The following is a 24,310-nucleotide window of genomic DNA, read 5'->3' as shown; positions in this document are numbered from 1 at the left end:
CCATGTCGATATATCGATGGTAGTCATGCGGCCAAAGTCTGGCGACTTCGGCTACTGTTTGCTAGCTTTCAGCTCGGCTTTTAATTCGTCGACTTGTTTCTTGAGCTGGTCGATTTGTTCGCGGAGCAGCTTTATCTCTTCAGGGATCCCCATAAAGGCATGCTCTTTCCCCGCGCCTGCTTCGGCCCACTTCATCGCCATTTCGCCCATTTCGGGGCGAATGACAATGACGCCATTCATTTCGCCCAGTTTCTTTAGTTGCTCTGGCAGTGCGCTGACATCGATTTGCACTCCTGCGTTCCCCAAGCGTTTGATCGCCTTCTCGACCTGCTCATTAACATCCTTGAGCACTTTTTCGTTCAGGTCAGCCTGGTCAACTTCGTGTCCCTGTTCGACGTGCAAACCGGGTTTGTGCTGATGCTTGAGCGCCCGTTCGACGGCCGATCGCAACTTCTCGGGCAACTCCTTTAATTGGGACTGGTCAATCGTGCGTTGCCCTTTGTCGTCGGTGATAACAATCTGGGCCTCGCCGTCACCCGTGCGATCTATTTGAACTTGGACGTTGCCTTTTTCATCTTTCATGACGATCACCGACTTGTTGATCGTATTGACATTGGGTTCGCCGAAGTAGAAGAAACTGGCACCGTCCTTTAGTTGTCCGACTGGTTGAGCCGTCACGCTCAAAGATTGGGGTCGCGATCCAGGTGTTAGTTCGATTTCCACTTCTTTCTCGTGGCGTTTAATGGTTAACGTCACCGCTGGATATTTGGTCTCGGAGGTCGATTCTTTATCGTCTTCGTCCTGGGACTCGTTGTCTTTGGACTCTTTGTCTTCGGAATCACTGTCTGGCTTTTGCGAATCTGCTTCTTCGCCGATCTTTCGCAGTGCGCTTACCAGGTCCATCGGACCGCCCAGTTTTTCACCATTGATGGCGATGACGATATCGCCTTTTTGCAACTTGGCCGCAGCGGCGGGGCTATCTGGAAAGACCTCATCAACAAATACTCCGGCAGTACTATCGAGATAGGTGGCCAGGTCGCCTTCTACTTCTTTCAAGCCGATGCCCAACCAAATTTTCGGAGGAGCATCTACTGTAAAGCTGAGCGTAACATCTTCGGATCCTTCATCCGTCTTTTCTTCAGCCTGCGCGACCGACAGTCGCTTCCGCAACTGTAACTTCAGCGAGTTCTTTTCGCCTTTCTTGGATTCCTTCTTGGCGTCCTGTTCATTGGCTTGATCGGCGTTGGGCTCATCGGAACGTTCGGCCGTTACAGAGATTTTGATATTGGGTTCTTGAGGTCGAGCCTGCGCCTGGCTCGAGAGGGTACACAGCGCATAAACGCCGGTGAGAACGAACGAAAACCATTTCATGAGTGAGCTCCTAATTCGAACTAGTTTGTTTCTTGGTGTAGTTTCAATTGGGTGCTTAGTAAGCATTGATGTATTGCGGTGGTCGGACGTTGACTTGTTCAAAAGGCACAAAGGCGGGCCGCCCGTCGGGTAAAATGACCGGCACAAGGCCGCTCTTGGTCCGCACGTCGTAGCCTTCTCTTCGCAATTCGTTGGTGCGTCGCTCCAGTTCCGGATCGGTTCGAGCTTGAATGACATTGGCAAAATTCTGGGAATTGAGGTTTTCAATTTGGTCGCGGGCCAACAAGGTTTCATGCGGTTTAACTGCAACAAATTGCGTATCGCTTTCACGCGGCTTTCCCGTCTCGGGCGGTGCGGCCGCCACGCTGTTGTCACTATCAAACGCAGCCGCACCATCTTCGACCGCCGTCAGTCCCCAGCGCTGCGAGGCCTGCCAACCGATCATGAAGGCCACGGCCACCGAGGCCACCAGGGCCAGGCTATTTAGCCAACTGGAGTGACCATGCCGCTGGGTTATGGCTGGAGCTGGATTGTGAAATTGACCAACGGGAGGTGCGGAAGCGATTGAGCGAGAGGTTAGTGCTGGCACGCAATCGCCCGCATCACTCCCCAGTGGGCTATGTTTGAGGGTCCGCATTTCCTGCTGCAAAACTTGCTCTTCTAGTAGCGTCAATGCGCAGCGTTTCCACAACTGTGGCTCGCGCTCGCAAGCCGCCACCAGTGTGCGCAAGGTTCCAGCATCCAACTGGCCATCGGCCAGTCGTAGCCAGGTTTCATCATCATTCCAATCTTGCTTTGATTCGATCATGGTTGAGTTAACTGATTTTCTGACGGGCGATGCTTCTTTAGGGAACTGGCAGAGGCGAAAGGCCTAGGCCACATGGTCGATGACTTGGGCTTGCAGCAGGTGGTCACGCAGAATCTTGCGGGCGCGATGTAGTCGCGATTGAACCGAACTAGCCGTCACACCCAACGTCTGGCTAATCTGCTCATACGATAATCCTTCGACATACTTCAGCATCAGTAGCTGTCGGTCGCGGTCGCTCATCAACCTCATGACTTCGCGGACCCGCTGACTTCGTTCCTGGCTGAGCATCCAATCCAGTGGTGAAGGCGATTTGTTACATTCGTCGGTCACGTGCGTGCGCGTGACCACGTTGGCCATCAATCGCCTCCGCCGCCCCTGTCGACGCTTCAGCAACAGCACTTGCCGGAGCGCCACGCGATACAGCCACGGTCCCACCCGCTGGACCGGTTCCTGTCGAGCCGACTGGTTGGCGGCCGCTAGCGCGATCTCTTGCAACACTTCGTCAGCTTCTTCGCAATTTCCCAGTCGAGACAATAAGACAGTACGCAGCCACCCTTGATGGCTGGCAAACTCCTCGGCAGGGTTGCAAGCAAGTTGTGAAGCGTCGATCACTCGGACCATCATCTCATGTGGCATAGGCTTCCAGCCTGTTTTGATTGTGTGGCATGGGCTTCCAGCCTGTGTGGATTGTGTGGCATAGGCTTCCAGCCTGTGTCCTTCTCCCAAAACTCTAAGGGAGAGTCCCCAAGCTGGAAGCGTATGCCGCAGTCCAAACACAGGCTGGAAGCCTATGCCACACTCTTAGTTACCGCCTGTTCGGCTTTGTTGCTCGCTAGCACTTGCAGCCAGCACGCTTCCGAGTTAAACCAGAAGCACTACCTGCATTTGTATTAGCACCCCCTTCGAGCGGTAACGAGGGATTCATTATGTCACTGACAAAATCTCTGGGGAATTTCTATTCAGTCTTGATACTCGGCTGCCTGGCCGCTATCACTCCGAACACGTTTGCCCCTATTTTTGCCCAGGAAAAAGCTTCCATGAAGATTGAAACCAGCGATTTCGGTACAACTCCCGACGGCCAGAAGGTCTCTCTATATACTCTGACCAATTCAGCCGGCAACCTGGTCCAGCTGACCAATTACGGTGCAATCATCACCAAAGTTGAAGTTCCCGACCGATCGGGCCAGCGAGCCAATGTCATGTTGTCCTTTCCGACCTTGGAAGGCTATCTGGAACGTCACCCCTACTTCGGCGCTACTGTCGGGCGATACGCCAACCGCATCGCGGGCGGTAAGTTTCAGATCGATGGCAAGACTTATACGCTGGTGACCAACAACGGCCCCAACCATTTGCACGGCGGCACGGTTGGTTTTGACAAGAAAGTCTGGCAAGCCGAAACCAGTCAGACCGATGACGCCCTGATTGTGACCTTCAAGACCGTTAGCCCCGATGGCGAGGAAGGTTATCCGGGAACCTTGAACATCACCGCTCAGTACACCTGGAACAACGCCAACGAACTGACCTTTGCTTTCACAGCTACCACTGACAAGCCTACGGTTCTCAACTTGACCAATCACGGTTACTGGAACTTGGCAGGCGCAGGTAGCGGCAACATCTTGGGTACCGAACTTCAACTGTTTTGCGATCGTTTTTTGTCGGTCGATGACACGCTGATCCCCACCGGCCCGCTGACCAGTGTGGAAGGTACTCCGTTGGACTTCCGCACTCCGCGCCTCATCGGACAGCGCATCGAGATGTTACCTCAGACTAAAGGCTACGATCACTGTTTTGTGGTCAATGGCACTCCAGGTACGATGCGACCAGCCGCACGCGCCGTTGAAACGGTCAGTGGTCGAGTGATGGAGGTGTTCACCACGCAGCCCGGCATGCAGCTGTACACGGGCAATCACCTCAGCGGCTCAGCCAGCAACGGCGGCTTTAAACAGCACGAAGGCTTCTGCTTGGAGACGCAACACTTTCCTGATTCGCCCAACAAGCCGGAGTTTCCCACTTCGCTCCTCAAGCCTGGTGAAACGTACCACGAAGCCACCATGCACAAGTTCTCGGTCAAGTAACCGCTGTTTCTAAGCACCCTCTCACGGCGGACCGATATGGCCCTGCGCCTTTAGAGTGTCGTGCCGGGGCAGCGGGGCACAGCTTTGCTTCTATAGCCCCGCCACCATAAGCTCAGCCAATCAGCAGGTCGTCGGCAAATCACCCGTGGTCTGTCCACAATTTGATTTGCTAGCAAATCAGCGCGGGGTCTGTCCGGGCTGTCCCCTGTGTTTGCAGTCCAAAGTCTGGCGACTTCGGCTACGGAGATGGGAGACGGAGCGGGGCGGGCAACTTACAGGCGGCGGACTTCGGTGGCATCGACGACTTCTGCACGAACTGGTCCAGGGGTCCAGCCATAGTGAAACCACGGGGTCTGCTGCGCCATGGCTCGACGCCGAGCTTCGAACAGTTCGCCAGTACCGGCCAGCAGGACAAACAGGCCGACCAGCACCAGGCTGAACGAGTAGAAGATCCCCAAGATGATAAAACCGACGGCCATCCAACGCCCAACCCGAACAGCGATTTCGGTGGCCCGCAAGTGACTGGTCTTCATCGCAATCAAACTGCGCAAAACCCGACCGCCATCCATCGGAAACGCGGGTAGCAGATTGAACAGCACCAGCACCACATTGGCGACCAATAAATTTTCAAACAGATTGTCTCCCAACACCAAGATTGGATTGCTACTGAGTTCCATCAATTTGTGCAGGGGCAAGAAACACATCAGCCCAATTGCGATCACGACATTCACCGCTGGCCCGGCCAAAGCGATCACCAACTCTTGCACCGGATTCTCAGGCATACGAGCCAATCTGGCCAAGCCCCCCACCGGCAACAACGTAATGTCATGCGTCGGAATTCCATAAGCCCGCGCTGCAAACGCATGCCCAAACTCGTGAGCCAGAACGCACAAGAACACAAGGCCGAAGGTCAGTCCCACCATCAATCCCGTCAGCGGACCACTGGAGAGCGTAGTCGTCAGCACGTAAAAGAGCATCAGCACCCAAAATGTCCAGTGAATTCGGACATCGATGCCGCCAATTTTGCCGACTTCTGTACTGCGAAACATTGTCTTCTTCTCTTTAGACGTTCGGTCGATCGCCACTACCCAAGACTGCCAAAGCGACATGCTGGCCAAGTGATCTAACCGTTGGCGGTATCATTATGCAAACACCATACCGTGACCTAAATCGTCTCCTTTCGCTCCCGCGAAAGGAACTTGCCTTTCGCGGGAGCGAAAGGAGACACTCCATTAGGTGTGATGTTCGGCGGTGTCTATTTCAACTTCGTCTTCGACTTCAGAATCTTCGTTGATCTTGGGTTCAAATCCACCCAAGTCTCCAAGCGCCCGCTCAAGGGTGACTTCGGTCGCTACTACAGTTCTAGCTTTGGCCGCCCCCGAACTCGGCAGGCAGCGCGCCGCTACGACAGTAATGTTGTCTTGACCACCACGAAAGTTAGCCAACTCAATCAACGATCGACAAGCTTCGCCCAGCTCTAATTCGCGCAGCAAGATATCGCTCAGTTCGTTCTCCTTGACATGACGGTACAGCCCGTCGGTGCACAGTACGACCACATCGCCGACACTCAACTTTTCCTTGTGGACTTCAACTGTAACCTCCATGCCTCCAGCACCCAAGGCGTTGACCAGGACGTGACTCCATTTGGCATACTGCGATTCACTCACACCCTTGCCGACTTTTTCGGCCATGTGAGATGAAAGCGTGTGGTCACGTGTCAGCTGGCGAACCGATTCCTCACGAATCAAATAGCAGCGGCTATCTCCCACGTGCACCACGTACATCCACGGCCAAATGATGTAACTCATCGTCAACGTGGTTCCCATGCCTTTCAGATTGGCATGAGCATCGGCTTCGCGCACGATCAATTTGTGCGCAGTTTCAAAGAGCTGCTTCAGATCAGTTACAAACCGAGTTTCCTCTTCAGCAGTGACTTGAATTGGCCAGCGCATGCCTCCAACCAACTGGTTGATCAGCAAGTCCACGGCCAGCAAACTAGCGCGACTACCGGCTTGATGGCCACCCATGCCGTCGGCCACCATCAGCAAGCGGCCAAACGACTTTCCATACAGCCGCGCCTGGCAATCTAACCGCAAACTGCTGTCTTCAATCAACATCGATTTGTGCAAATCAGCGATCAGAAATTGATCCTGATTCGATTCACGGTGCTTGCCAACGTCGGTGCGTCCGGCGCTCAATATGCGAGCCTGCATAGCTTTTCTCTCCAGCTGGACAGGCCAGCGTTCAATCCCTTTGGTTGCTTGTGCCTTTTTAGTTGCCGGTGGAGGCTACGTTGTCGTGGCGGCTAGCCAAAACTCGCGGGCTCCCTGGTGCAAGCGAGCACCGACTTGAGTAATCACCTTCATACATAGGTAGTTCGCGCCTTTGGCGGCGACGTCTGGTTGCAAACCGTGAGTAATGCCATACAGGAACGCACCGGCAAACATATCACCAGCCCCAGTCAAATCTTTGGGCTGACAAGCGTAAGCGGGCACATGAGATTCATGACCAGCAAAGCGAATATGCGCGCCATGCGGGCCATCGGTAACCACTGCGTTGGGCACTAAGTCTTTCAAACTGGCAAAGGCCGCAACAGTATCCTGCTGACCTGTCACCGCTTGAGCTTCGACCGCGTTGCAAAACAACAAATCGCTCTGCACCAGAGCTGCCCGGAATGGCTCACCAAATACTTCGGGGATGAAGGCGTCGGAGCAAGTCAGAGCGACTTTTGTACCGTGTTCTTTGGCGATACCAATGGCCTCTCGAATCGCGTGTTGCCCCGTATCCGGATTGGCAAATACATAGCCTTCGATGAACAACCATTCTGAGTGTGCAATAGCATCCGCATTGACGTGCCGCGCTGCCAACTGACTGGACACTGCCAAACAAGTTCGCATCGTGCGCTCGGCATCCGGAGTAATGATGGCCAGGCAAGTCCCCGTCGTCTCACCCACCAAGACGTTGTTACCGAAGTCGATATTCAGTTGTTCAAACTCTTCTGCGTAGTGCAATCCGTAGCGATCATCACCGACGCAGCCAATAAACGCAGAGCGTCCGCCCAGTTGCGTCAGCCCAATTACCGAATTGGCTACCGACCCTCCGCTGACCAGTCGCAGATCGTGTTGCGAATCATGAAAGCGTGCAAACAACTGCTGCTGTTCGTCTTTTTCCACCAACCGCATCGTGCCGCGTTGAAAGCCCAAACTCTCGAATTCCTGATCACTCATCTCCAAAAAGATGTCGACCATGGCATTACCCAAACCGCAAACATGATATCGGCGCATGCGTATCTTTCTCTGATTGCTTTCGTCGCCGGACTGGACACGTACCAGCCCATAGCTCGTTTACTTCTCTAAGGAGATTTTGAGTTTATCTAAAACTGTCATCACTGGCAGCATGGCGTGGTACGGATTACCGTCATCCAAGGGCGTTTCCAAAAACTTAATGTAGCTGCAGTCGGCCAGTTGACCAGTGCTGGCATCCAGTCCTAGCCAGCGATCGCCGATCCAGGCTTCGGTCCACATATGGTAAGCAAAAAATTGTTGGGTATCGGAAGTCTGCAGCCGAATACCGCTGGCCAAACGCGAGGGAATTTCCCGGCTGCGGAGCAGGGCGGCCAGCAAGATCGCGTAGTCGCTCGTATCGCCCATGTTGGCCTGCAAGACGTCCGATGCCCGATGAACCATAACATTGAACTTCTGAGGCTTGATGCGTTGGAACAAGCCTGTATTCAATTTAATAGCCACCTTGCCCGGCACACGTTCATCGGCCGCCAGCAACTGGGCGGTCTGACTAACGTGTGAATCATCGGAGTTGATGTATTTCGACGGCTGACTGCACTCTGGGCCAGGCGCAGGCTGTTTGACGCCCAACGGCATGTTACCATCAATTTGCGAGCGTCCGACGGCCACCTTCGCTTCGTATGCAGTGGCGCTTCTGGATGTCTGATTGCCTTGCGATGAAAAGAGCAGATAGGGGTCGGGTTGACTGGAACCGATGCTGTAGACAACTTTCTCGAGTTGGGCGACTGGCCGCATATCTTCGGCTACATCTACCCGCACATTGACAAACGTCTTGGCTTCATTCTCGTCGACCATTCTTTGGCCGTCGGCTCCTGACACGCGAAAACTGCTGAAGTTCAAGCCTTCTGGCCAAATCGTCTTCTGGATCTGGCCTTGACGGTCGACCCACATGCGGACGCGAATGCCTTCCTTATCCAGCCGCATCGTAACCTCGATTGGAATGACATCTTCCAGCAATCCGTCCGGGCAGGTAGTCGATTCCGGTGCACCGGCACTGAGCGTCACCTCTGCGACTTGATGGGTTTGTGCCAGAAACACTCGAGCGGCCCGCTCATCATGAGGTTTCATAGGCTTGCGCATAAGCAATTGATGGATGCCCATCGGTCCCCAGACGCCTGCTTGCATCTCGATTTGCTTATTGACATTGCTAGCCGAATTCTTACTAACCAGTCGTAAATTGCGATTGATGACCGAGCCATACAGATGTGTTTCGCTAGGCCCGACTTTGACCGTTTCAGAAAAACTCTCAATCAAACCGTTGGGTTGTTCGACGGTCTCAACTTGGACCATCCGTTTGATCGGATTGGTGACGCCACTCATCGTCATATGTGTGGTCATAATCAAGCGAACCCGACTCTTATCCGCCATTTCAATTTTGTATTGGGTAACGCCAATACGCTGAGCATTGCCATAGATGGCTTCCCAATATTCAAACGGCAATTGCAACCGCGCAGGCAACCACGAATCCCCCCCAGTTTCATCGCGAACCAGCTCGCGTGGGCGAGAAGGCTGGTTGGTGCGGTTCGCTTCACTGGCAGTCGGGTTAGCCTGTGATGGAGCCAGCGATTTCGCTAGTGAACCGGGTGTTGAGTCCGACAGGGTCGCAGTTGGGTCTGCTGATTCGGTTGGTGAACCGCTGGCCGATAGAACGTCAGCGGTGGGTCGTTCCACAGGCGGTATCGGTTTAGCAGCAGGTTGGCAACCGCTGACAACTAACATCATTGAGGCCAGCCACGTGAACAACTGATGGCGTCTGGTCTGTCGCTGGATCATTGTCAAAAGAAACCATCCTCACACGAATACATTATTTGGGTGGAGTTGCAGGGTTGCAGTATATCATAGTCGCAACTGCTACCGTTTCTTTAGGGCAGTCCACAGCCCGCCCTATTAGGTTGACTTCTGCCCCGCAACCGACGGTTGCTGTTCCGTTGATAACGATTGCGCCTACCAGGTTCAGCACGTTACGATTCTAAAGCGTGCTAAGCCCCATTTCTCTGAGCGCCTGCGCACCGGGATGACCTAGTTTTTGTTGTCAGTTCGGCAGACGGTCTATGCCCCCGAACTTGCGTCTTCCCCCCCGAGACAGTTGAAGAGAAAAAGCAAATGGGCTCCAAGCCAAGCTCTCAATCCGGTGCCGCCCAAACTAGCGCCACCGCACGTACAGTAAATCCAAACGTCACTAAGTTCCAGCAGATAACTGAGGACCAGTTAGATGCACACATGGAAGTGTTCCGCTATGGAACGTTTGACTTAACCGAAGCCATCCGCCCCTCGATCGAGTTATCGATCCTGCCGCGCCAAGGTTTCCGCCATGACACCTATATCGATCCGACGTCCAAGAACAAAGTGCCAGTCATCATGGCCGCGGCTAGCCGCGAACGATTGTTCGACCTCTTCATCGATATGATCAGTACACTCGGACCGGTCGTCGACGTAGTGCTGGAAACCAGCCACTATCGCAATAACGGTCATGACGACTTCTACCGCGAACATATCGACATGCCCGTCCTCAAGAGCATCCTCTACGACTATGAGGCCATGCTACTGAACGATGGATGCACCGGTATCGCCGTGCTCAATCCACAACGTCAACAAGAAGTCCAGTTTGACGAACACAAGATGATCATCGCTTACGGCTCACCGCTGGAAAGCTACGAACGCGTCTTGATCAGCCATGATGTCTACTGCGAAGACGACTTGCGTTTCCTCACCGAAGCCGAACACGTCCACAGCAGCTCCGACTCGCTTTACGATCAATTCCAATCGCTCTGTGCCCGCTTGGGTATGGATAGCGAAAACGAAGAAGACGACGCCGAGTTCGCCTAATCACCTTAGCCATAGGTGTTAGCCTCACTAAACCGCAGGCGTTAGCCTCGGTTGCATCGCCTACGATCAGGAACCGGGGCTAACGCCCTCGGTTTAGTAGGAACCGGGGCTAACGCCGCTAACGCCCTCGGGTTATAGAAAACTGTCGCCGGGTTTCACTCTACGATGGCTAATCTTCAGTTGCTCGGCCAGCCAGGCAGCAACTGCTTCCGCTTCTGCAGAGCCTTCCAGCGTGCTTAGTATCTTTAGCGAAGCACCCTCTTGGCCAGTCAAGTGAATCGACCATTGCTCTTTGTTGTTGACGCGATGGTCGAGCTTGCAAACCAGCTTGGTTTGCCGATCCGCTGGCACACTCAATGACTTGCGCAACCCCAAAATGCCTGCGCTGGCGTTAATCACACCTGTGGACACAGCAGCCGTTGCCGTGGGCTGCGTGCGGAGTTCATCCACAAAGTCTATCGGCGCGGGACTACCGCTTCGCACTTCAATGCGGCATCGCCAAAAGAGCATGTAGATGATGCCATAAGCGAACATCAGCAGAAAAATCCCTGGGAACACGCTGACAAACAGAAACGTTTCAAGTTTCAAAATCCAATACCACAGGCCGACTTCGACAGCGGCCAGCATTATTGACATCACGATCAACGTCACAAATATGCTCGTATTGAATTCATGAAATTCGAAGACGCGTCGCTGTCCGGCCACGTCACGTTTCATGTTATAGCGATCGAGCACTCTCACTGGATCGATGCGCTGCAAGTACTGATCGACCAGCTGGGTATCTGGCTGATAGTTACGATCGCTTTGTGCAGTTTTAAAGACCGGCACTTCAAAGCTTGCGCCGCCCATGTTGACCTCGGCTTTCTCCGATACCGTCAACAGCCAGTGCACCGGCGCTTCGCCACCGTCCATACTTGTGGGTAGCGCATCATATGGGATCGCAAAGCTGATGGGTACACAAGTTGTACGAGGCTCGCTACCAGTGAGTGTCTTCTGAATAAACTGAGTAGTAGTCCAGCGATCTACCGACTCTGTTCGACGATTCTTACGTGTGCCGCGCGTTACTGATTGAACGCAACGCAAGTTCACATCGAAAATTGTCTTGTCATCGAAAACATGATGAATGATGGCTACACCCGAGAAAGGGCCACCAATTACGCCGGGCAAAGTTGCCAGCCGCAACTCTGCATTGCTCCACTTGCGCCCCAACCACAACAAGCGCAGAAACACCAGCAAGATCAATCCCAGCACCGCCCAAAAGATTACGAAAGGGCGTTTCTCACTGGCGATGGCCAAAGGCAACAAGACCAGGATATATAGTCCGAAGAAGATCGATAGCGTCCAAACCAGGGCGCGATTGTTGAGCCGAATGTGCTGCTGGGCCCACATCGGGTTGGCTAGCCACGGCTCAGTAGGATGCGCGGCCAGCGCTTTGGCTTTTTGAGTCTGCGAATAAATGACCCACTGGATGATTCCAACCACGTTCGCAGCCAGAAACACTGGCCCCGTTACCGCCACGATACGCAGGCACAGCGTTGGCCAAGTCCACTGGGCGCGTTGCCCAACATCGCCCAGTACTCGCACCAACTCCGGAACCTGCTGCAGTCCCAGCCAAAGGCCAAGCAATCCTACAACTTGAACAACGCGCAAAATAATTACTGCAGCTATCGGCATGCCGGCCCAACCGAATTAGAAGACGGATCGCAAACTGGCTCACACCAGAATCGCATTCTATCAAGCAGGTGAGTGTACAGGCATGCCAACGTGCTCAGGGTTATGGATCAATCATCCAAGCCGGCAGTCCGCCGGGCCGACAGCAGTCGCAACCGCGGACGCGGGGCAGAGCTGTCCCTGTTTCTTGATGACCATTCTGGAAGAAGAACTTGGGCGAGGGCGCCTCTTGGCCACCGCTTTCCTGCATGCTCATCGCCTCGAACAATCGACCATTGGCCATGACCATGGCGATCTGCTGCGAATCGCGAATATCTTGCGATGGATCGTGACCGCGATCAATAATAATCAAGTCGGCCAGCTTGCCTGGTTCGATCGATCCGAGGTCTTTGTCCAGGCCTAAATACTTCGCACCCAAGATGGTTCCGCAGCGCAGCGCATCGATGTTCTTCATGCCACCTTGCACCAGGCTCCACAATTCCCAGTGTGTATCGATACCGACCAGTTGACCGTGTCCACCGGTTTGTGCCAGTCCACCCTGTTCTACAACTTGCTTGGCAATCTCGGCTACGCGGATGTGATTGTAGTCCTCCAAGGGCGCCTTCTCGCGTCGACGTGAGCGTGGATGCAAAACGAACTTGGGCATAAAGGCATTCAACCTCGGATGTGTCCACAGGTCATCATGCTGATACCAATAACGCTCGCCCGAGATACCGCCATAGGCCACACATAGAGTTGGCGTGTAACCTACATTGGTGTTGCGCCACAGATCCATAACGTCGTCGTAGGCAGTTTGTACGCTTAGCGTGTGTTCGATTCCCGTATGGCCATCAACGATCATCGTCATGTTGTGCATGAAGGTCGAACCGCCTTCGGGCACGACCATCATGCCCAGTTCACGGGCTGCGGCAATCACTTGTTGGCGTTGATCGCGGCGCGGCTGATTGTAACTCTTGACGCTAATCGCCCCGACGGCTTTCATCCGCGACAAATGAAAACGTGCGTCCTCGAGACTGTCGATTTCAGCTTTGTAGCTGCCGGCGGCACCATACAGGATTGTGCCCGTGGAAAAGATACGCGGGCCCAGCGTAGCGCCGGCTTTGATCATCTCGCTGGCCGCGAAGATGCCTTGTGTATCATTGGACGGATCATGAATGGTAGTTACGCCAAAGGCCAGGCGCACATAGTTGATCCAGTTGGCCTGCGGCGTGATACCGTCCGACTCCATTGGACCGTGCGCATGCGCATCGATCAGCCCCGGCATGATCACCATACCAGGCACTTTAACAACGCGTGCATCCTCAGGGATCTCAACGTCCTGGCTCGCGCCAACCGCTACGATGCGATTGCCTTCGACGATGATGCGACCATTTTCGATGATACCTTGCTCACTCATGGTGAGTAACTTGGCGCCGATGAAAGCGACCTTGCCTTCAGGCTTGGCGTATGGCTCATCAAATGCCAGGCTGATCGTGGTGGGCTTGGGTTTGTCCGCTTTGCCATCGCCCTTGGTAGCGGTTGCTACTGAGTCGGCGTCGGGCTTTAGAAACGGAAAGGCTTCGTCCAAGCGCTGCGTGTAGAGCGTGGGGCCAACTGACCAATGCAGACTTTGACTATCGGCCGAGAAGTGGATGAAGTCGCCGGACTCTTGGCTCATCTTGGCGGTGGGCAGCGCACTGTTGCCGGGCCCAACTTCCAGTGTGCTACCGGTGGCCAGCAATGGCACCAGGTAAACATTAAAACGTTCGATGAAGGCCAGCCACTGACCATCGGGCGAGACGCGATAATCGGTTCCCCATCGACTATTGGCATGTTGCCGCAGATCTTTGCCATCCAGGCCGATCGAATGCAGGCCCAGATTGTCCGCGTCTTTGGATGAACTGCGATCGACGAAGAATACGCGATCGCTGCTGCTGGTGAACTGAGGATTAGAACCGCTGCTATGAATCTTGACAGCGTCACCACCTTTGGCTGGAGCGCGATACAGTCCTGGTTCGCGCGAGTAAAGTGGTGAGCGCAGGTAGCCATCGGACGATTTTCGATAAACAACGGTTTCACCATCGGGCGAAAAAGTTGGTTCCAGGTAATGACCGGGTTGGTTGGTTACCTTCCATGATTCCGCCTCGGTGGGATCAGCCGCAGCCACGCGGACCGTACCCAGCTTTTCGTCGTTCCAAGTGGTGTAAACGATGTGTTTACCATCGCGCGAGTAACTTGGATAAAATTCAAAGTGCTCAGTTTGGTTGGTCAAACGTTGAGGTGCACCATCGGGCAAATCTCGAACGTACAGATAGCCCATGCTCTGGAAGACGACTTGATTTCCCGTGGGCGATACTTGAACCCAGCGCAGCATCTTGACTGGAAAATTGTCGGGGGCGACTTCGACAGCAAAGCGAACAGACGGTCGGATTTCACGTTTGTCTTGGATGCGAAACGGAATGACCTGGGCGGCGCCATCGGCAATCGAGATCTTGCGAATCTTGCCTTTCGCATAAGCAATGATGCTTTGACCATCGGGCATCCAGGCATAAGCCGGATAGACGCCATGGATTGCCCAAGCCTCTTGCATGTCGCGTTCCAGTTCGTCATAGACTAAACGCACCGCGCCAGACTGAAGGTCGAGAATATGCAGCCCAGTCTTAGCTCCTACTCGGCGCACAAAGGCAATCGATTGGTCGTCAGGGGAGGGCACCGGTCGACAAGCGCCACCTGCACCAGTGATGTAGTTCTCCGTAGTGCCGGACTGCAGATCGAGACGTTTGACGACATAGATTTGTTTGTTGGAGTCCTTGTCGTATTCGAATGAGTCACCCGGAGTTGCGTCTTGTGAATAGTAGAGATATCGACCGTCGCGCGAAAAAATGGGCTCGTTGACATCTTTCTGATCGTTGGGACGTTTGGTCAATTGAACGCCACTAGCGGCGCCCGACTGCATGGCTGTGCGATGGTACATCCACATCTCGCCGGATCCCAACGAACGCCTACCAGTGAAGTGTTTGCGCGCGACGATGTAGTTGCCATCGGGAGACCAGGTGGGACCATTGAGCAGTTGGAAGGTCTCGTTGGTTACTTGAGTCGCTTGGGAGCCGTCGCGGCGCATGATCCAGATGTTGTCGCCGGCGCGTTCGCTCTTGCCTGTGCGATCGCTGGTGAAGGCGATCGATTGTCCATCAGGACTGAATCGCGGTTGCATGTCCCAGCTGACACCGCTGGTTAACTTGGTGGGATAATTGTTGTCAGTCCCATCGGCACCTTCGATGGGCATACTGTAAATATCACCCAGCAGGTCGAACACGATCTGGGAACCATCGGGGCTGACATCCAGGCTGATCCAGGTACCCTCATCAACGTCAATGCTCTGCTGGACCGTTTCGCCGGGTGGGTGTTCGATATCCCACTTGCCGTCGCCCCCTGGGGCTGGCTTATCATCTGCCCATCCCTGACGGGCGGAGAGAACCAGGACCAGAGCTAGCCAACCCATCCCCAAGAGAACGCTATTGAGCGCGTGTCGCATAAATAACTCACCATAATGAAAGCAGACCAATACTGCTCCCGATTATAGTTGCGACTGCGGCGCACATCGCGCCGGGCCGGCGAATTCCAAGATCCTAAGCCGAGGGCATTAGCCCCGGTTCCTTAAACCGTGGGCATTAGCCCCGGTTCCCTGCGTAAACATCGGCCGCAATTGAACGACGCAGGCGGAGCCTGCCAGGCAGTGGGTTACCTGGCAGAGCCTGGTAACCAGACCGGCCTGGTAACCTACGGCCGAACGACGGTTTACTTTAGTTCGACCAGCTCGTCGGCGGCGGCCATTTTGCGGATGTCTTCGGTGATGCGCATTGAGCAATACTTGGGTCCGCACATGCTGCAGAAGTGAGCCGACTTGAAAGTTTCCTGCGGCAGTGTCTCGTCGTGATATGCCTGCGCGGTCTCAGGGTCCAACGAGAGTCGAAATTGCTCTTTCCAATCAAAGGCAAAACGAGCTCGCGATAGAGCATCGTCGCGCTCCTGGGCTCCCGGCCGCTGGCGAGCCAGGTCGGCTGCGTGCGCCGAAATCTTGTAGGCAATCACACCTTGCTTGACATCTTCGCGATTAGGTAACCCCAAGTGCTCTTTGGGCGTTACGTAGCACAGCATGGCAGCACCACTCCAACCTGCTAGGGCCGCCCCAATGGCGCTGGTGATGTGATCGTATCCGGGAGCAATGTCTGTAACCAACGGCCCCAGAACATAGAACGGAGCTCCACCACAAATCTCGATTTGCTTCTTGATGTTCATTTCGATCTGATGCATGGGAATGTGGCCTGGCCCTTCGACCATGCACTGCGTGCCCTTTTCGAGAGAGCGTTTTACCAATCGTCCCAATACTTCCAGTTCAGCAAACTGGGCTTCGTCACTAGCATCGGCGATCGAGCCCGGGCGCAGGCCATCGCCGAGACTCCACGTAACGTCGTACTGACGCATGATGTCGCACAAGTCATCAAAGTGCTCGTACAGTGGATTCTGTTTGCGATGAGCCATCATCCATTTGGCAATCAGCGATCCGCCGCGACTGACGATACCCGTCACACGATTCACGGTCATGTGCAGGTGCTCCATCAATACGCCGCAGTGCACCGTCATATAATCTACGCCCTGCTGGGCCTGATGTTCGACCATGTCCAGGAAATGCTGTGCGCGCATGTCTTCAATGTTGCCGCCCAATTGCTCCAGCATTTGATAGATGGGCACGGTTCCAATCGGTACGGGCGATCGTTCAATGATCGTACGCCTGATGTGGTCAATGTCTTTGCCAGTAGACAAATCCATCACTGTATCGGCCCCGTAATGCACGGCCGTATGCAGTTTCTCGAGCTCTTCATCCAAATTGCTGGTGACGGCGCTGTTGCCGATGTTGGCGTTGATCTTGCAAGTGGCGGCAATTCCAATGCACATCGGTTCTAATCGTCCAGCCAAGTGGACCTTGTTAGCCGGAATGACCATTCGACCCGCAGCCACCTCTTCGCGAATTGTCTCTTCGCTCAAACGCTCCTTGTCAGCCACAATGCGCATTTCGGGAGTTACTTCGCCACGACGGGCCGCCAACAGTTGAGTGGTCATCAGCTTTCCTTGAACCCTTTTGCATTGAGTACGTTGCAAAAATCGCAACGCACGAAGAACAACAGCCTCAATTATTCAGCAAGCAAGCCGTTCGGTGAACCCGTACCAGCGAGAAGTCGGCTCGAATTTTTGCTTCGGTTACCATATTCCTAAAGTCGCCAGCTGCGCCGAAGCAGTGCCTGCCCAGTCGCGATTGGCCGCCGGCGAAGCCGGACTAGGGTGAAGTATTTTGCCAATCTGCACCCCTGTGGGCACAACGCGCCGCGCACAGCTCTCTGCCCAAGCTCCTACGCCAACGACCCATTCGGGCTCCAGTGCTTCAACTAGCGCTCGCAAATGCCGATCGCAAATTTCTTCCAGTGGAGCCCTTAAACTAGCCGGCAATTTGTCGGGCGTCACGTTCCTGGCCGACTCTTCCATAAAGACCAAGGGACAGTAATTAGCCACAAAGTGTTGTTTGAAAAAACTCTCTGGCGTCGTGAATCGAGCCTTGAACAACCCCCACAGCCTCTCGCCAGAGACCTCCGAACGCTTGCACGCCAAGCCGTCGATGGGACGCAGTCGATGCTCACGGGGCGGTTTGCCTATCGGCGCATCGATGCTCAGCCAATCGCGCACCGCCGCGACTTGTCCGAAGGGGACTCCAGTCTGGGCCATGCCCCAAGGACCGGGATTCATGCCCACAAATAACACTTCGCACGAATCGATCGCGTAACGTTCAATATACTGTCGATGCGCTTCCCAAGCATACTGCAAGGGGTTATAGACCCACGGAATGGTCGAACTGAAGTCGAGCTCTGTAGCCGCTTGGCGCAATTTCTTGGCCGCCGCCAAAACTGGCTTGACCGCCCCGGAGACTTTCGTAGTCATCAACTTTACTCCATACCAACCCAGACTGATATTGAATCTACGTCTTCGATTCCGGTTCGCTCGCTGCAGTCGTGGCCGCAGTCGCGGTGTTTGATAACACATCGCTGCGCAACCGCTTGAGCCAGTTCTTCAAATCGGGCGGCAGGGCCATTTGAAAACTCAACTTCTCACTCGTGATGGGGTGCACAAACGTTAAACGCTCCGCATGCAAGACTTGTCGCGGAGCCTGCGATTGATCGACCAACGTCAACCCACTGGGCAACCGCACATACATTTTCTCGCCGCACAGCGGGTGCCCAAGTTCCGATAAGTGAATGCGAATTTGATGCGTGCGCCCCGTTTCCAATCGGCAGCGAATAATGCTGTACTCGCCAATCGATTCAACAAACTCGACATGCGTGATAGCTTCTTGAGCTTCTTGTGTGTCTTGTATGTCTGGTGTGCCTTGGGCTTCGGGCGCAGGGGTCGATGACTGACTGGCGCTAGATGCAGTCTCCACAGGAGTGTCCGTTGACACCGCGGCTGCGGCCGGGCTGCCTCGCAATCCATCACCCCGATCGCGCACCAGCATACTTCGAATCGTTTGCGAGTCGACCTGACCGTGCGCTACGGCCCAGTATTGGCGCTCAACTAAATGATCTCGAAACATGCCGATCAGTTTTTGTTCAGCCATGCGGGTGCGAGCGAAGATCATCAGGCCACTGGTGTCGCGATCCAGCCGATGCACCGGATAGATTGGCCAGCGATTGGCTGGTGCATTGCGATGACGCAGCCCTTTGTTGACCGGCCGCTTTCCAGGACCGCGCCCGGCACTTCCGCCCGGGGCGCTTTCACGTTTGGCGCGACCGGTAAACGGCAGCCCCAGCTCTTTACCGAGGGCATCGCTGAGCAACTGTTCCAAAGTCGGTTGCAGATGCCGACGTTTGTCCGGCATCTGTCGTTCTTCCCGGTGCCACACCGAGGTGATGCCGGCCGGTTTCTCGACGACCACCAGGTGCTCATCGATGTAGGGCAGACGCAGTTGTTCGGCCGTAATTGGCTTGGCCAACGGTTCGCGCCACAGCTTTACCACATCGCGCTCGGTCACCCGTCGCGCCGGGTCGCAGCACAAGTTACCGTTGACTTGCACGTAACGTTGACGCACCCAATTCTGGACTTGCCCCCAACTGGCACCGGGCAACAGCTCCTTGATGACACCCGAGAGCGTCTGTCCCGCATGTTGTGGCGCCAGGTGATATACCGTAAATTGCTCGTTCGATGAAGAATTATTTCGCTTGGCCATAGCTGAATAGTATCGCATACCTGGCAGATCTTGTTCAGCCCCGCCTTTAGCGAATCTGCTGTCCCTCCATCCATCCCTTAAATTAGATGACTGCCGATCATGCGCCTCACCCTCACTAGAAGTCTGCGAAACTCCCTCGTTGGCCTGACCTTAATGTTGGCTGCTTGCCTAGCCAGCGGCTGCAATCAATATGATCCCACCCGGCTAAGCGAAAAAGAGATGGCCGACGAGCTCGTTCAGACGTGGAAATCTGATGGCGCCCAGTCGGCTGAGGTCAAGAAAGTCGCCGACGGCTACGAAGGCACGGTCAAGCTCAGCGGAGGCGAAACTCTGGCGGTCAAAATCACCAGCGATCCAGCCAACAAGACAGCCAAGATCGTGGGCACTGGCGACCGCGGTACCAACCTCGAATATACGCTCAAGGCTGAAACGAAGTCTCGATTCTGATCCACCGCCTTTCAGAGGCGGTGACAGATTTGTTTTGGCCTGGCCCTATCAGCGAAAGAGATCGTCCAGCTTACCTGTAGCCGAAGCCGCCAGACTTTGGATGCGTCACCGATCGATTTCCAATCTCTGGCGAGATCGGCTACCCCCACGGCGAAGAGATCGTCCAGCTATTTAGTCGTCCATTTGTATGGCGTTAAGGGGTCTGGGTGGCACTGGCAATGCTGCGCATAGCCAGTGCCACCCTAAGGCCTATGTAGTTCGATAGTTGATAGCTGGACGATCTCGAGAGCGAGAGGTGTTACGTATTGGCCGATTGATTGACCCGTCGGCTCAGCTGCGTCAGCATCTTATCTGTCTTTTCTTCCTCAGCCAGGTTTTGGCCGAGCGCGTCCTTGGCATTTTCATATCCAAGCAGCTTGGCCCATGTGCACAACGTGCCATAAGTAGCGATCTCGTAGTGCTCTACCTTCTGCGCGCATGCGATCAGCACTGCGTCCATGACTTCGGGGTCTGCATCTTCTTCCATCATCGACGAAGCCTCTTCGATCAGGCCTGCCATGGCTTCGCACTTCTTCGCCTTGGCTGTTTTGCCGGTATCTTCAAAGGCTTTCTCCACGCGCTCGATCTGAGTTTGAGTTTCTTCCAAATGCTTTTCAAAGGCAGCCTTCAGTTCTTCCGATGTGGCTTTCTTGGCCATTTTGGGAAGCGCCTTGGTAAGCTGCTTCTCCGCACTCAGCACGTCACGGAGTTCATCATAAAAGGCATCAGCTAAGGTCTTTAGAGCCACTTGGTGGATCCTTATAAACGTGGGTTCAATGAAATAAAACAACAGCCATCAGGCGATGGCTAACGTTTATGTTGCTCTTTGTCGAGCAACTCTTGAGCGCGATCCCAGGCATCGCGAATTGGGCGCTGGGCGTCTTCCCAGGTACCGGGCATTTTTTCGGCTTGATCGAGTTCCCACTGCCGACGAATATCGGCTTCGGCTTCATCCCAGGTACGATTGCGATAGCGGGCTCGCGATTGCCAACCGTGGCGATAAGCTGGCTCGATCGTTTCGTATTCGATACCAGGTTGGTAGTAATCGCGGCGTGGATATTCATCTCGCCAATAGGCGTTCTCAACGGTTGGATCGATGGCCTCGGCCATGTTGTGTCCGGCAAAGGCACCTGCGATCCCACCGACCACCGCGCCAACAGCGGCACCGACTGGGCCAGCTGCGGCGCCCATGCCAATACCGGCTACCGCTCCACCGGCAGCAGCCCCCAGGCCTGTGCCAACCGGGTGCGATCCATGTTCGCCGGTTATGGGGTCGGCGTTGTGATTACCGACCTTGGTTTCGCCATGTTCGTCAACAACCGTGTCCGGATAGATTGGGTCGTTGGCGTCTCGAAGATCGTTGACATCGGCATCGGGGGTTGGTTTGCGAGTAGTCATCGGAAGTTTCCTTGTGCGTTTGAGTTGCCAAGGAATGAAAGCAAACGCGATGCCGCTTGCAGATGCTGGGCAAAAAACGCCCGGATCGTTAAACGAAAAAAGTCCAGAGGCTGGGACCTCTGGACTCTTGTAGGTGCAGATCAACGGTGAAGTCGAGCTAAGCTTAAGCGCTCTTCTTTTCTGGGCTGCCGACTTTAAAGTGAGTCAGCTTGCCATCGGCTTCGTTTTGGTCGATGGTAAAGATTGTGCCTTCCGTTTGATCAGGCAGGTCGAACATAATGTCCAGCATGACCGATTCGATGATGCCTCGCAGACCGCGAGCGCCTACGCCCTTGTCTTGAGCGCGACGGGCAATGCTCTTCAGGGCCGCTTCGGTGAATCGCAGTTCACAATTCTCCATACCAAACAGAGCTTGATACTGCTTGACTAGCGAATTGCGAGGTTCGGTCAGCACACTGACCAGAGCTTGTTCGTCCAGCGGTGTGAGCGCCGATATGACTGGCAAACGTCCGACAAACTCAGGGATCATACCGAAGTGCAGCACATCGTCGGAAGTGATTTGCGGCAACAGCTGGGCTGGCGTCGAGTCATCTTTGGTCGAACTGGCTTGTCCGAAGCCGAGAGTTTTCTTGCCCAGCCGTTTGCGAATGATGTCTTCTACACCTACAAAGGTACCGCCGCAGATGAACAGGATGTTCGACGTATCCATTTGGATGTATTGCTGTTCTGGATGCTTGCGACCGCCTTGAGGTGGTACGTTAGCAACGGTGCCTTCGAGCATCTTGAGGAGGGCTTGCTGTACACCTTCGCCCGATACGTCACGAGTGATGGAGACGTTATGGCTCGTTTTGCCAATCTTGTCGATTTCGTCGATGTACAGAATGCCGCGTTGGGCAGCTTCGACATCGAAGTCGGCTGCGTGCAGTAGTTTCAGCAACAGGTTTTCAACGTCTTCACCCACGTAACCGGCTTCGGTCAAAGTGGTGGCATCACCGATGGCGAATGGAACGTTGAGCATCTTGGCCAACGTGCGTGCCAATAGCGTTTTGCCGCTGCCGGTTGGGCCTACGAGCAGGATGTTGCTCTTTTCGATCTCGACATCCGAGCCCGACCAATCGCTGCTGAGTCGCTTGTAGTGATTGTGGACCGCCACTGCCAGGACGCGTTTGGCGTTACCTTGACCGATGACGTATTGGTCGAGATGTTCGACGATCTCGCGAGGAGAGGGGATCTCCGAGAACAGTTTGTTGTTGGTCGGACCGCGGCGTTTTTGTTCTTGATCGAGGATCGACTGGCACAGTTCGATACACTCGCCGCAGATATAAACATCGCCTGGTCCTTCGACCAGCGGTCCAACGTCACGGTAACTTTTGCGACAGAAGGAACAGAAGGCGTTCTTCTTATTCACTCCGTTGTTACCATTGCGACGACCAGATACGACATCCTTACCGGAAGGCATACTCGACTCCTTAGCTCGTTATAAAGCTGAGTACTTTCGACTGGCACACTGAGCCGAGCTCATCGACCAATAGTCTAAGCACTGCAGCGGAAGGCTTACACGTTGTTCGCTCGAGGCCCTTGTGACTGCGGTGGGTGCGAATCGTACGCACTACCGTAATACAAGGCCGGGCTTCCGTGTCCGCGGATTCGAGCCAAAAAGGGAAACACCTACTCTAATCGGGTGTCAGTCAGACCAGCCTCCCAGACTGGTAGAAGTCGCATACGCACACGCGGGGCGAGGACCACATGGTTAGTGGCATCTCTACGTGGTGTTCGTCCCGTAATCAAACGGTCCATTAAGCTAGCTTCATTCCCAAGCACCGAGGGTAATGTTCGGAATTTTCACCGGCTTAATGTAAGCATCACGGTCGAATTCTGAAGAATTCCCCAGTGCAGGTACGGCGCAAGTGTCGTCTTTGTTGGTCGCACGGCCCACGCGAACTGGATGAGCTGCGATCAAATCGACCGCAACCGATACAGCTGTTAGACTCGCCTGCCACACACGATTGTTGCACGCCCTCATCCTACGTCATGTCCACCCTGAAAGTCCAGCGAACTTCGTGGGATTTTGTGGCAGAAGTGTAGTCTCTTGGGGCACACTTACACAAGCGGCTTGAGGAGCCGCTATTTGAACGCGGGCACTGGCGGCAAAGAACGCAGCGGCAACCTTGGCAGACTGATCGCGATGCGGGCCAGCGTTTCCAAGGTCATGCGCATGCGATAGGTGGGCGCGGCAGGTTCACGCCACAGACGAATCAGATGTTTCAGGGCGGTTCGCGGAGCATAGCCTCGAGCTGCCATCCGCGCCCATTTGCCTGGGCCACCCGGACTGCGCACCACCGTCGGAGCCAAGTGCAAATGATCGGGCATTACTTGACCGCGAGCTTTATATGCTTCAGCTAGAACATGGTTCATGTGTTGTCGCTGAGCGGAGGCTCGCTGCCAACATGCGCTGCCTGGATGCAATCGGTAGCACAAGACGACATCGCTCAGATTGGCCAGCTTGCCATACTGCGCCAATCTCAGCCAGAGGTCATGGTCCTCAACGGCCAGATGCTGCGGGCGGTAGCCACCGACGGCCTTCACGGCCGAGAGTCGATACAGCACCGTAGGATGGAACAAACCTGTGCGACGCTCTAGCAGAGCGGCTTCGATATCATCGTGCTCCCGAGGTAATCGATCGACACCCAATCGATCATTATCAGTATCGATCTTCAGAATCGCTCCGCCGACGGCGACATGTTGCGGGTTCTGCTCGAGAAACTGGAGCTGTTTGGCCAGGCGATCGGGCATGGCAATATCATCGGCGTCCATCCGCGCCACCAGCGGGCCCCGGGCCAGGGACAGACCCCGGTTCAGCGTCGGCGTTACGCCCTGATTTTCTTGGTGATACACGCGGAGGCGAGGTTCGCGGCTGGCCAAGTCGTTCAGCAGGCTGCCTGTGGAATCACGACTGCCATCGTTGATGCAAATCATTTCCCAGTCCTCAAATGACTGGGCGATCAGGCTGCCAAGGGCCGCACTCAGGTAGCGTTCAGCGTTGTAGACGGGGACAACGATCGATATCAATGGCTGAGTCATTGGGCGAACTACTTTTTAGGAGACTGGATAATCCATCAGG

Annotated in this window: 19 protein-coding genes; 3 read left to right on the top strand and 16 right to left on the bottom strand. The window is 54.7% G+C overall.

From position 1 onward, the window contains the following. Window positions 1–51 precede the first annotated feature (51 nt). The 3 genes from SH573x_RS04160 to SH573x_RS04150 form a co-directional block, all read right to left on the bottom strand. On the bottom strand, window positions 52–1,371 hold the full coding sequence (locus SH573x_RS04160) for a PDZ domain-containing protein (protein ID WP_479353071.1): 1,320 nt from the start codon (window positions 1,369–1,371) through the stop codon (window positions 52–54). A gap of 55 nt (window positions 1,372–1,426) precedes the next feature. Beyond that, entirely contained in the window at window positions 1,427–2,179 is a 753-nt protein-coding gene (locus SH573x_RS04155) for a hypothetical protein (protein ID WP_479353070.1), read from the bottom strand. A 63-nt stretch (window positions 2,180–2,242) separates the two neighbouring features. Next, on the bottom strand, window positions 2,243–2,815 hold the full coding sequence (locus tag SH573x_RS04150; RefSeq protein WP_479353069.1) for an RNA polymerase sigma factor: 573 nt from the start codon (window positions 2,813–2,815) through the stop codon (window positions 2,243–2,245). Window positions 2,816–3,105: 290 nt separating this feature from the next. Here SH573x_RS04150 and SH573x_RS04145 point away from each other — a divergent pair, with 290 nt between their 5' ends. Next, complete coding sequence (locus tag SH573x_RS04145; RefSeq protein ID WP_479353068.1) at window positions 3,106–4,254, top strand: aldose epimerase family protein; 1,149 nt, start codon at window positions 3,106–3,108, stop codon at window positions 4,252–4,254. Between the two features lie 272 nt (window positions 4,255–4,526). On the opposite strand, the gene SH573x_RS04140 is transcribed toward SH573x_RS04145, so the two are convergent. The 4 genes from SH573x_RS04140 to SH573x_RS04125 all read right to left on the bottom strand — a co-directional run bounded on the left by SH573x_RS04140 (window position 4,527) and on the right by SH573x_RS04125 (window position 9,329). After that, window positions 4,527–5,303 (bottom strand): site-2 protease family protein, encoded by a 777-nt coding sequence (locus SH573x_RS04140; RefSeq protein WP_479353067.1) that lies wholly within the window; start codon window positions 5,301–5,303, stop codon window positions 4,527–4,529. Between the two features lie 183 nt (window positions 5,304–5,486). Further along, window positions 5,487–6,467, bottom strand: a complete 981-nt coding sequence (locus SH573x_RS04135; RefSeq protein ID WP_479353066.1) for a PP2C family protein-serine/threonine phosphatase — start codon at window positions 6,465–6,467, stop codon at window positions 5,487–5,489. A 75-nt stretch (window positions 6,468–6,542) separates the two neighbouring features. Continuing rightward, window positions 6,543–7,538: an adenosine kinase gene (locus tag SH573x_RS04130; RefSeq protein WP_479353065.1), complete on the bottom strand. Its 996-nt coding sequence runs from the start codon at window positions 7,536–7,538 to the stop codon at window positions 6,543–6,545. A gap of 60 nt (window positions 7,539–7,598) precedes the next feature. After that, on the bottom strand, window positions 7,599–9,329 hold the full coding sequence (locus SH573x_RS04125; RefSeq protein ID WP_479356644.1) for a transglutaminase-like domain-containing protein: 1,731 nt from the start codon (window positions 9,327–9,329) through the stop codon (window positions 7,599–7,601). Window positions 9,330–9,659: 330 nt separating this feature from the next. Here SH573x_RS04125 and SH573x_RS04120 point away from each other — a divergent pair, with 330 nt between their 5' ends. Beyond that, the gene (locus tag SH573x_RS04120; protein WP_479353064.1) at window positions 9,660–10,382 is read left to right on the top strand and encodes a hypothetical protein; all 723 of its coding nucleotides are present in this window, start codon (window positions 9,660–9,662) and stop codon (window positions 10,380–10,382) included. Between the two features lie 132 nt (window positions 10,383–10,514). Here SH573x_RS04120 and SH573x_RS04115 read toward each other — a convergent pair whose 3' ends face one another. From SH573x_RS04115 to SH573x_RS04095, 5 genes are all read right to left on the bottom strand, one after another. Then, window positions 10,515–12,056, bottom strand: coding sequence for a hypothetical protein (locus SH573x_RS04115; protein WP_479353063.1), 1,542 nt, complete (start codon window positions 12,054–12,056; stop codon window positions 10,515–10,517). Window positions 12,057–12,156: 100 nt separating this feature from the next. Next, on the bottom strand, window positions 12,157–15,567 hold the full coding sequence (locus SH573x_RS04110) for an amidohydrolase family protein (protein ID WP_479353062.1): 3,411 nt from the start codon (window positions 15,565–15,567) through the stop codon (window positions 12,157–12,159). Window positions 15,568–15,830: 263 nt separating this feature from the next. Continuing rightward, window positions 15,831–17,192 (bottom strand): phosphomethylpyrimidine synthase ThiC, encoded by a 1,362-nt coding sequence (thiC, locus tag SH573x_RS04105; protein ID WP_479353061.1) that lies wholly within the window; start codon window positions 17,190–17,192, stop codon window positions 15,831–15,833. A gap of 99 nt (window positions 17,193–17,291) precedes the next feature. Next, a complete protein-coding gene (locus SH573x_RS04100) occupies window positions 17,292–18,023 on the bottom strand; it encodes a uracil-DNA glycosylase family protein (protein WP_479353060.1) in 732 nt (243 codons plus the stop codon). Window positions 18,024–18,060: 37 nt separating this feature from the next. Beyond that, complete coding sequence (locus SH573x_RS04095; protein ID WP_479353059.1) at window positions 18,061–19,305, bottom strand: RluA family pseudouridine synthase; 1,245 nt, start codon at window positions 19,303–19,305, stop codon at window positions 18,061–18,063. Window positions 19,306–19,458: 153 nt separating this feature from the next. On the opposite strand from SH573x_RS04095, the gene SH573x_RS04090 reads away from it, so the two are divergent. Beyond that, the gene (locus SH573x_RS04090; protein ID WP_479353058.1) at window positions 19,459–19,752 is read left to right on the top strand and encodes a hypothetical protein; all 294 of its coding nucleotides are present in this window, start codon (window positions 19,459–19,461) and stop codon (window positions 19,750–19,752) included. A gap of 298 nt (window positions 19,753–20,050) precedes the next feature. Here the strand turns inward: SH573x_RS04090 and SH573x_RS04085 are convergent, their stop codons facing one another. From SH573x_RS04085 to SH573x_RS04070, 4 genes are all read right to left on the bottom strand, one after another. Further along, window positions 20,051–20,539 carry a YciE/YciF ferroxidase family protein gene (locus tag SH573x_RS04085; RefSeq protein ID WP_479353057.1) on the bottom strand — a complete coding sequence of 163 codons (489 nt, stop codon included), beginning with the start codon at window positions 20,537–20,539 and terminating at the stop codon, window positions 20,051–20,053. 59 nt (window positions 20,540–20,598) lie between these two features. Further along, window positions 20,599–21,189, bottom strand: coding sequence for a hypothetical protein (locus SH573x_RS04080; RefSeq protein ID WP_479353056.1), 591 nt, complete (start codon window positions 21,187–21,189; stop codon window positions 20,599–20,601). 163 nt (window positions 21,190–21,352) lie between these two features. Beyond that, on the bottom strand, window positions 21,353–22,648 hold the full coding sequence (gene clpX / locus SH573x_RS04075) for an ATP-dependent Clp protease ATP-binding subunit ClpX (protein ID WP_479353055.1): 1,296 nt from the start codon (window positions 22,646–22,648) through the stop codon (window positions 21,353–21,355). Between the two features lie 665 nt (window positions 22,649–23,313). Further along, on the bottom strand, window positions 23,314–24,270 hold the full coding sequence (locus SH573x_RS04070; protein ID WP_479353054.1) for a glycosyltransferase: 957 nt from the start codon (window positions 24,268–24,270) through the stop codon (window positions 23,314–23,316). Between the last annotated feature and the right edge of the window lie 40 nt (window positions 24,271–24,310).

It is taken from the genome of Rania fehmarnensis, from assembly GCF_056494185.1.
The sequence above is the reverse complement of the archived record's forward strand: the minus strand, read 5'-3'. Positions and strand labels throughout refer to the sequence as shown.